This window comes from Paeniglutamicibacter psychrophenolicus (assembly GCF_030812255.1).
Classification (GTDB): domain Bacteria; phylum Actinomycetota; class Actinomycetes; order Actinomycetales; family Micrococcaceae; genus Paeniglutamicibacter; species Paeniglutamicibacter psychrophenolicus_A.
Genome location: NZ_JAUSSH010000013.1, coordinates 122749 through 130889, shown reverse-complemented (window position 1 = coordinate 130889; position 8141 = coordinate 122749). Strand labels below are relative to the sequence as shown.

Below are 8141 nucleotides of genomic sequence, written 5' to 3'. Positions count from 1 at the left end.
ACGCCCGGTCCCATACCGAACCCGGAAGCTAAGACCCACCGCGCCGATGGTACTGCACTCGGGAGGGTGTGGGAGAGTAGGTCACCGCCGGACAATTTGTCCCGGAACCCCCAAGCCACTGGCTTGGGGGTTCCGATGTTTAACCACCCTTAAAATGACCAAAAACGTGTTTTGGCACCGAACAAGCTATCGTCCACTTGCCGCAGTGCCTTTTGAGCGCGCTGGTGAATATTCTGAGCATAGATCTGGCTTATTCCTTCAGTTGAGCTTGCCAGGGCACGGGAGTTTACGCCGTAGCATCGCGAACCCTAACAAACTGTGCTGGCATATTCGGATGTCATCATGGAAAAGCAGAGCGTCACCAAGTGATGCGTGTGACGATATCTGTCACAGCTGACAGCAATTTCTCACATCAATCTGTATGTCTAGCAGGAACCCGTTTCTGAGTGAGAAGAGTCGATTCATTGGACTGTTCTGGGATTCTATGGATTCTGCGCTTTTGATCCGGAGCGGTTTCTCGCATCCCCGTGATTGGCAATTTGGCTCGATGAGGGCCAAACAAGCGAGTATTCCTCGAGATGGTTGGCATCCGGTTGCCGTAGTCTGGATCAGTTGCGTTGCGCACTATTGGTGTAAATCACGGAGGCGACTGGGTACCCTCGACTAAGATAGATGCAGGCGTTCAATGCCCGGGTGAGGGCAAAAAGATTTTAGCGTGGGCTTCCGTGAGATGCGGACGTCCACTGATTCATGCGTGGGGTCCAAAACTGAAGACCCTTTTGAGAGGAACACATCTAGTGTCAAACGAAAACAAGGGCTTCGGGTCGAAGGACAACCGCGACCGGAATGATTCTAAGTCGAACAACAGCGGAGGCTTCCGTCGCGGTGGCGACGATCGCAATGCGGGGGGCTTCAAGCCTCGCGAAGACCGTGGTGGATTCCAGGGTGGTGACCGTCGTGAAGGCGGTTTCAAGCCCCGTGAAGATCGCGGCGGTTTCCGTGGTGGCGATGACCGCGGTGGTTTCAAGCCTCGCGAGGACCGTGGCGGCAACGACCGTGGTGGATTCCAGGGTGGAGACCGTCGCGAAGGCGGTTTCAAGCCCCGTGAAGACCGCGGCGGTTTCCGTGGCGGCAACGATCGCCGTGAAGGTGGCTTCAAGCCTCGTGAAGACCGTGGTGGATTCCAGGGCAACGATCGTCGTGAAGGTGGCTTCAAGCCTCGTGAAGACCGTGGTGGATTCCAGGGCGGAGACCGTCGTGAAGGTGGCTTCAAGCCCCGTGAAGACCGTGGTGGATTCCAGGGCGGAGACCGTCGTGAAGGTGGCTTTAAGCCCCGTGAAGACCGCGGCGGATTCCGTGGCGGCAACGACCGTGGTGGATTCCAGGGCGGAGACCGCCGTGAAGGTGGCTTCAAGCCTCGCGAAGACCGCGGTGGATTCCGTGGCGGCGACGATCGCCGTGAAGGCGGCTTCAAGCCCCGTGAAGACCGCGGTGGATACCAGGGCGGAGACCGTCGCGAAGGCGGTTTCAAGCCCCGTGAAGACCGTGGTGGATTCCGTGGCGGCAACGACCGCGGTGGATTCCAGGGCGGAGACCGTCGCGAAGGCGGCTTCAAGCCCCGTGAAGACCGTGGCGGATTCCGTGGCGGCAACGACCGCGGTGGATTCCGTGGCGGCGACGATCGCCGTGAAGGCGGCTTCAAGCCTCGCGAAGACCGTGGCGGATTCCAGGGCGGAGACCGCCGTGAAGGTGGCTTCAAGCCCCGCGAAGACCGCGGCGGATTCCGTGGCGGCAACGACCGCGGTGGATTCCAGGGCGGAGACCGCCGTGAAGGCGGCTTCAAGCCTCGCGAAGACCGTGGTGGATTCCAGGGCGGAGACCGCCGTGAAGGTGGCTTCAAGCCTCGCGAAGACCGTGGTGGATTCCGTGGCGGCGACGATCGCCGTGAAGGTGGCTTCAAGCCTCGCGAAGACCGTGGTGGATTCCGTGGCGGCGACGATCGCCGTGAAGGTGGCTTCAAGCCCCGTGAAGACCGTGGTGGATTCCGTGGCGGCGACGATCGCCGTGAAGGTGGCTTCAAGCCCCGTGAAGACCGTGGTGGATTCCGTGGCGGCAACGACCGCGGTGGATTCCAGGGCGGAGACCGTCGCGAAGGCGGCTTCAAGCCCCGTGAAGACCGTGGCGGATTCAAGCCGCGCACCGAGACCAGCACCGCTGATCTCGAGGCGTTGCGCGACCAGGAGGCTGCACGCCGTAACCACAACCCGGCCGACCTGCGTAGCTCGAACAGCCCGGAACGTGGCCGTTCCCCGGAAATCGACGACGACGTAACCGGCAAGGAGCTTGACCGCATCACCCGTGCGGAACTGCGCTACCTTGACGACACGAACAACGAATGGGTTTCCAAGCACCTCGTCATGGCCGGCCGCTTGATCGACATCGATCCGCAGCTTGCCTACGAGCACACCATTGCAGCCAGCCGCCGTGGCGGCCGCGTGGCAGTGGTTCGCGAAGCCGTCGGCCTGGCCGCATATGCTGCCGGCGAGTTCGCCGAAGCCCTGCGCGAGTTCCGCACGCACCGCCGCATCAGCGGTTCCAACCTGCATCTTCCACTGATTGCCGACGCCGAACGCGGCATCGGTCGTCCGGAAAAGACGCTGGAAATTGCACACAGCGAAGTCGTAGAGACACTGGATACCAACGGCAAGGTCGAAATGGCCATGGTTGCTTCGGGTGCCCAGCACGACTTGGGCAACCTCGAGGCTGCCTTGGCGGAACTCGAGATCCCGCAGCTGGATCTGAACCGCGCGTTCAGCTACAGCCCGCGCTTGTTCTCCGCATACGCCGACGCACTGGAGAACCTGGGCCGCGACGAGGAAGCCGCGACCTGGCGCAAGCAGATCTCGGTGGCAGAGGAAGCCCTCGGCACCGGCGAATTCGCCGAGCCGGATATCATCGACCTCGGAGAAGACGACGAAACCGATGCACGCCGCCCGCGTGCCCGCGACATCGTGGAGCCGGAGACCGCCAAGGCAGAAGACGAGCCGGAAACCCCGTCGGACGAAGCCGGTGAAACGCTGGCAGACGAAGACGCCGTCGAGGTTGTCGAAGCAGAATCGCTCAACGATCCGGCCGAGGAATCGAACCCGGAACTCGACGATGAAGCACCTGTCGCCGAGGAACCCCGCGGAGCGTCCCCGGTCATCGACCAGGACGAAAACGACGAACGCTAGGAATTCGATTCACCCATGCTGATCTCAGGTTTTGACGCGCTGCTCGCCGATCTCGACGGCGTCGTCTATGCCGGCAACGGTGCAATCCCCAAGGCCATCGAGGCCTTGAACCGATTGCAGGAACACTCGGTCGTCCTGGCGTACATCACGAACAACGCCTCCAGATCACCGGGTGCCGTCGCCGAGCACCTGATTCAGCTGGGTGCCCCGGCGTCTGCAGAACAAGTATTTGGTTCTGCAGACGCCGGAGCCGAGCTCCTTGCACAAGAACTGCCCCTGGGCTCCAAGGTCCTGGTCGTGGGAAGCGCCTACCTGCGTGACTGCGTCAGCTCCTTCGGCATGGAAATCGTGGCCAGCCACCGTGACCTGCCACAGGGCGTCATCCAGGGCTTCGACCCTTCCCTTGGCTGGAAGGACCTTGCCGAAGCGGCATTCGCCATCCAGGGCGGTGCGATCTGGGTTGCCACCAACACCGACCGGACCATCCCGCGCGCCGAGGGCATCGCCCCCGGCAACGGGTCACTGGTCGAGGCCGTCAGCGCCGCCACCAATGTGCAGCCGCTGGTGGCCGGCAAACCCGAACCCCTGCTCTTCCGCCGCGCGGCCGAAACCTTCGAGGCCACCCGGCCGCTGGTGGTCGGGGACCGCCTCGACACCGACATCCTGGGCGGCAACAACGCCGGCTACAACACCGTCCTGGTGCTCACTGGGATCGACTCGGCCCGCTCGGCCCTGGCCGCCCGCACCGCGGAGCGCCCCGACTACATCATCGCGGACCTCTCCGGGCTCTACGCGGATTACCCCGTGGTCGAAGTCACCGGCTTCGGCATCCGCTGCGGCGCGGCACTGGCCTCGGTCAATGGCGATGCCATCACCGTCAACGGCGACGAAGCCGACCTGGATTCCTGGCGCGCGGCATGCGCGGCCTGGTGGCTGGCCCACCCGCACCAGGAACACGCCGTCGAACCGAAGCTCAGTTTTTCCCAAACCGTCGCCGCCAAGCCATAGGCTCTAGGGTGATGATGAGCAACAACCACACACCACCTGCCAGCACCGCCCCGGTCCCCGGACCGCGACCCGCCTCCCCGCCGGAAACCGCCCGGGAGACAACCGGCCTCGACGTCCTGGAAACCCTGGCCGAGGTCCCCGTCGCCGAGCACCTGGCCATCTTCGAAACCCTGCAGGCCTCGCTTGCCGCGGACCTCGAATCGACCTCACAGGAGCACCCATGAGCCGACTCGACCAGGAATTGGTCACCCGTTCCCTGGCCCGCTCGCGCACCGACGCGGCCCGACTCATCGCCGAACAACGCGTGAGCGTGGACGGAACCCTTGCGGTCAAGGCCGCCAAGAGCGTCTCGGACACCTCCGAGATCACCGTCAAGGCCCCCGCCGGCGAGGAGTTCGTCAGCCGGGCCGGGCACAAGCTCGCCGGGGCCCTGGAAGCATTCTCCCGGATCGAGGTCGCCGGAAAGCGCTGCCTCGATGCCGGGGCCTCCACGGGGGGCTTCACCGACGTGCTGCTGCGCCGCGGCGCCGACCACGTCGAAGCCGTGGATGTCGGACACGGCCAACTGGTTGCCGAACTGCGCCAGGACCCCCGCGTGCACGTGCATGAAGGCATGAATGTGCGCTACCTGAACCCCGCGGACATCGGGGGAGTCGTGGCCCTGGTGGTGGCCGACCTGTCCTTCATTTCGCTGACCATGGTCATGCGGGCCCTGGCCGGGGCCACCGAACCTGACGGGGACCTGGTGCTGATGGTCAAGCCCCAATTCGAGATCGGCCGCGAACAACTTTCCCGCACCGGGGTCGTCTCCAGCCCGGCCCAGCGGCGCAAGGCGGTGGATGCGGTGATGGCCTCGGCCACCGCGTCAGGGCTTGAGGTTTTAGGCCTGGCCCGCAGCCCGCTGCCGGGCCAGGACGGCAACGTCGAGTTCTTCCTGTGGCTGGGCAAAGGCGCCGGTCACATTCCCGCTGCTTCTCCACAAGCCCGCGTCGGCACCGACGCGTGGCCCGGTGTTGACTATTCTTAGACTGGCGGCATCAGAACAGATGTCCTAACCTTCGGTCCGCCGAGGAAGGAACCCATGCGCAGGATTTTGGTCCTCACCCACACCGGTCGCACCGATGCCCTGATGGCGGCCGTGGACACGTGCTCACGCCTGCGCCAGGCCGGGCTCATCCCCGTGATGCGGCGGCTGGAAATGCAGGCCGTCCGCAACACCCCGGAAGGCGAGAACCTCGACGTGGAGGTCCTCGACGAAGACACCAGCCTCGAAGCCATCGACCTGGGCGTGGTGCTTGGGGGAGACGGCAGCGTGCTGCGCGCAGCGGAACTGGTCCGCAACGCCGGGGTCCCGCTGCTTGGCGTGAACCTGGGGCATGTAGGCTTCCTGGCCGAAAGCGAACGCGCCGCCCTGCAGGAGACCGTGCAGTGGATCGTCGAACGCCGCTACACCGTCGAGGAACGCATGACCATCGACGTGCAGGTCTGGCTGGACAACCGGCGCATTGCCCACACCTGGGCGCTGAACGAGGCCGCCGTCGAAAAAGCCAACCGCGAACGCATGATCGAGGTGGTGATGGAGGTCGACGGCAGGCCACTGAGCACCTTCGGCTGCGACGGCGTGGTCATGGCCACCCCCACCGGTTCCACCGCCTACGCTTTCTCCGCCGGGGGACCGGTTGTCTGGCCGGAGGTCGAGGCGCTGGTCATGGTCCCCATCAGCGCGCACGCGCTCTTCGCCAAGCCCCTGGTCGTGGCACCCACCTCGGTGCTGGCCATCGAGATCCTCACCCGCACCGACGCCGGTGCGGTGCTCTGGTGCGACGGGCGACGCACCATCGAACTGCCGCCGGGGGCCCGCATCGAGGTCACCCGGTCCACCAAGCCGGTGCGCCTGGCCCGGGTCAACCAGACCCCGTTCTCCGAGCGGCTGGTCAACAAGTTCGAACTACCCATCCAAGGATGGCGCGGACCGGTGGAACCCGGGGACCGGGTGACCGCCACGACCGCGCTTCCGGTCATCACCCCGGCCATGCAAGTCATCGAGCCGCGACACCACGCGCCCAAACCCGAACCGGAAACCCTCGGGGACAAGGATCATCGGAGGCAACTGTGATACAGGAAATACGCATCAGCGACCTGGGCGTCATCTCCCAGGCGACCCTGCCGCTGGGGCCGGGCTTCAGCGTGGTCACCGGCGAAACCGGTGCCGGCAAGACCATGGTCATCACCGCTCTCGGGCTGCTGCTCGGGCGCCGCGCCGACGCCGGGGCGGTGCGCCACGGCGCCAAGCAGGCGGTGGCCGATGCAACGCTACTGCTGCCGGCCACCAGCAAGGTCCTGGACCGTGCGGAAGAGGCCGGAGCGCTGGTCGAACGCTTCGAGGACCAGGCCGAACTGATCATCACCCGCACCCTGTCAGCCGAGGGGCGCAGCCGCGCCTCGGTCGGCGGACGCGCGGCCCCGGTGGGCGTGCTCGCGGAACTGGGCGAGGACCTGATCGCCATCCACGGCCAAACCGACCAGCTGCGGCTCAAGGGCGCCACGGCGCAACGCGCCTCCCTGGACAAGTTTGCCGGCGCCCCGCTGGCCAAGCTGCTTGGCGCCTACCAGGAGACCTTCGACAAATGGGGCAGCGCCTCGAGCGAGCTGGAAGAACTTGTCGCCGCGTCCCGCGAACGCATCCGCGAGGCCGAGTCGCTGCAGGCGGCGCTGGAGGAAATCGACGCGGTCGATCCCCAGCCGGCCGAGGACATCGAACTGAAGAACCAGTCCCTGAGGCTTTCGAACATCGAGGCTTTGCGCTCCAATGCGAACCTTGCCCACGAGTCGCTGAATTCCGAGGACTACGAGGCACCCAGCGTCATATCCCTGGTGGAAATCGCGCGGCATGCCCTGGAACAGGTTGCCGCCGACGACGCGGACATCAAGTCCCTGGCCGAACGGCTCAACGAGATCGGCATCCTCGCCGCCGAGGTGTCGACGGACCTGGCCGCATACCTCTCGGACCTGGACTCCGAGGGCCCCGAGCGGCTCGCTGCGCTCGAGGAACGCCGGGCCGACCTGAACCGGCTGATCCGCAAGTACGCTCCGGACATCGACGAGGTGATTGCCTGGGCCGATACCTCCCGCGCCCGGCTGACCGAGATCCAGGGCGACGACGGGCGCATCGAGGAACTGCGCGCCGAAACCGAGGCGCTGCGCTTCGAGGTCGCGGAGACGGCAGCGAAGCTCTCCAAGTTGCGTGCCAAGGCCGCCAAGGACCTGGCGGCCCGGGTCACCTCGGAGCTTGCCGCCCTGGCCATGCCTGATGCGAAGTTCGTCGTGGAGATCGACAAGCTCACCGAACCCAACCGCCACGGCATCGATGCGATCACCATGCTGCTGCAGCCCCATGCCGGAACCACCCCGCGTCCCCTGGGCAAGGGAGCCTCGGGCGGCGAGCTCTCCCGGGTGATGCTGGCCATCGAAGTGGTGCTCGCCGCCGTGGACCCCGTGCCGACCTTCGTCTTCGACGAAGTGGACGCCGGTGTCGGCGGAAAGGCCGCCGTGGAGATCGGCAAGCGCCTGGCGATGCTCGCCAAGCACGTCCAGGTGATAGTTGTCACCCACCTGCCGCAGGTGGCCGCCTACGCGGACCGCCACGTGCGCGTGATCAAGTCCTCGAATGCGGCGGCCGCGGACGGTGCGGGCTTTACCGCCAGCGACGTCGTGCTGCTGGACGAGGCCGAGCGGGTGCGCGAATTGGCGCGGATGCTGGCGGGCCAGGAGGATTCCTCCACCGCCCAGGCCCACGCCGAGGAACTGCTCGGCGAGGCCCAATTGCTCGTCAGTTCGCTTTCCTGAACCATGGATTTCGCATGGCCCATCCCGCTAGCCTGTAGAGTCTTTCCCAACCGT

7 protein-coding genes and 1 rRNA gene are annotated in these 8141 nt (G+C 65.4%); 7 read left to right on the top strand and 1 reads right to left on the bottom strand.

Going from position 1 to position 8141, the window contains the following annotated elements; translation table 11 throughout:
• A 5S ribosomal RNA gene (gene rrf, locus J2T21_RS16235) occupies nucleotides 1–93 on the top strand; the annotation flags it as partial.
• Between the two features lie 707 nt (nucleotides 94–800).
• On the opposite strand, the gene J2T21_RS16230 is transcribed toward rrf, so the two are convergent.
• Entirely contained in the window at nucleotides 801–2261 is a 1461-nt protein-coding gene (locus tag J2T21_RS16230) for a hypothetical protein (protein ID WP_307582716.1), read from the bottom strand.
• Between J2T21_RS16230 and J2T21_RS16225 the strand changes: the two genes are divergently transcribed.
• The 6 genes from J2T21_RS16225 to recN are packed head-to-tail and all read left to right on the top strand — an operon-like array spanning nucleotide 2229 to nucleotide 8087.
• On the top strand, nucleotides 2229–3233 hold the full coding sequence (locus J2T21_RS16225) for a hypothetical protein (RefSeq protein ID WP_307582714.1): 1005 nt from the start codon (nucleotides 2229–2231) through the stop codon (nucleotides 3231–3233). The two genes, J2T21_RS16230 and J2T21_RS16225, sit on opposite strands and share 33 nt — an antisense overlap.
• A gap of 15 nt (nucleotides 3234–3248) precedes the next feature.
• Nucleotides 3249–4241, top strand: coding sequence for an HAD-IIA family hydrolase (locus J2T21_RS16220; protein WP_307582712.1), 993 nt, complete (start codon nucleotides 3249–3251; stop codon nucleotides 4239–4241).
• Between the two features lie 14 nt (nucleotides 4242–4255).
• Nucleotides 4256–4465, top strand: a complete 210-nt coding sequence (locus J2T21_RS16215) for a hypothetical protein (protein WP_307582710.1) — start codon at nucleotides 4256–4258, stop codon at nucleotides 4463–4465.
• Entirely contained in the window at nucleotides 4462–5268 is an 807-nt protein-coding gene (locus J2T21_RS16210; RefSeq protein WP_307582709.1) for a TlyA family RNA methyltransferase, read from the top strand. The genes J2T21_RS16215 and J2T21_RS16210 overlap by 4 nt, the downstream gene beginning before the upstream one ends.
• 54 nt (nucleotides 5269–5322) lie before the next feature.
• On the top strand, nucleotides 5323–6357 hold the full coding sequence (locus tag J2T21_RS16205) for an NAD kinase (RefSeq protein ID WP_307582707.1): 1035 nt from the start codon (nucleotides 5323–5325) through the stop codon (nucleotides 6355–6357).
• On the top strand, nucleotides 6354–8087 hold the full coding sequence (recN, locus tag J2T21_RS16200) for a DNA repair protein RecN (RefSeq protein ID WP_307582706.1): 1734 nt from the start codon (nucleotides 6354–6356) through the stop codon (nucleotides 8085–8087). The genes J2T21_RS16205 and recN overlap by 4 nt, the downstream gene beginning before the upstream one ends.
• Nucleotides 8088–8141 lie beyond the last annotated feature (54 nt).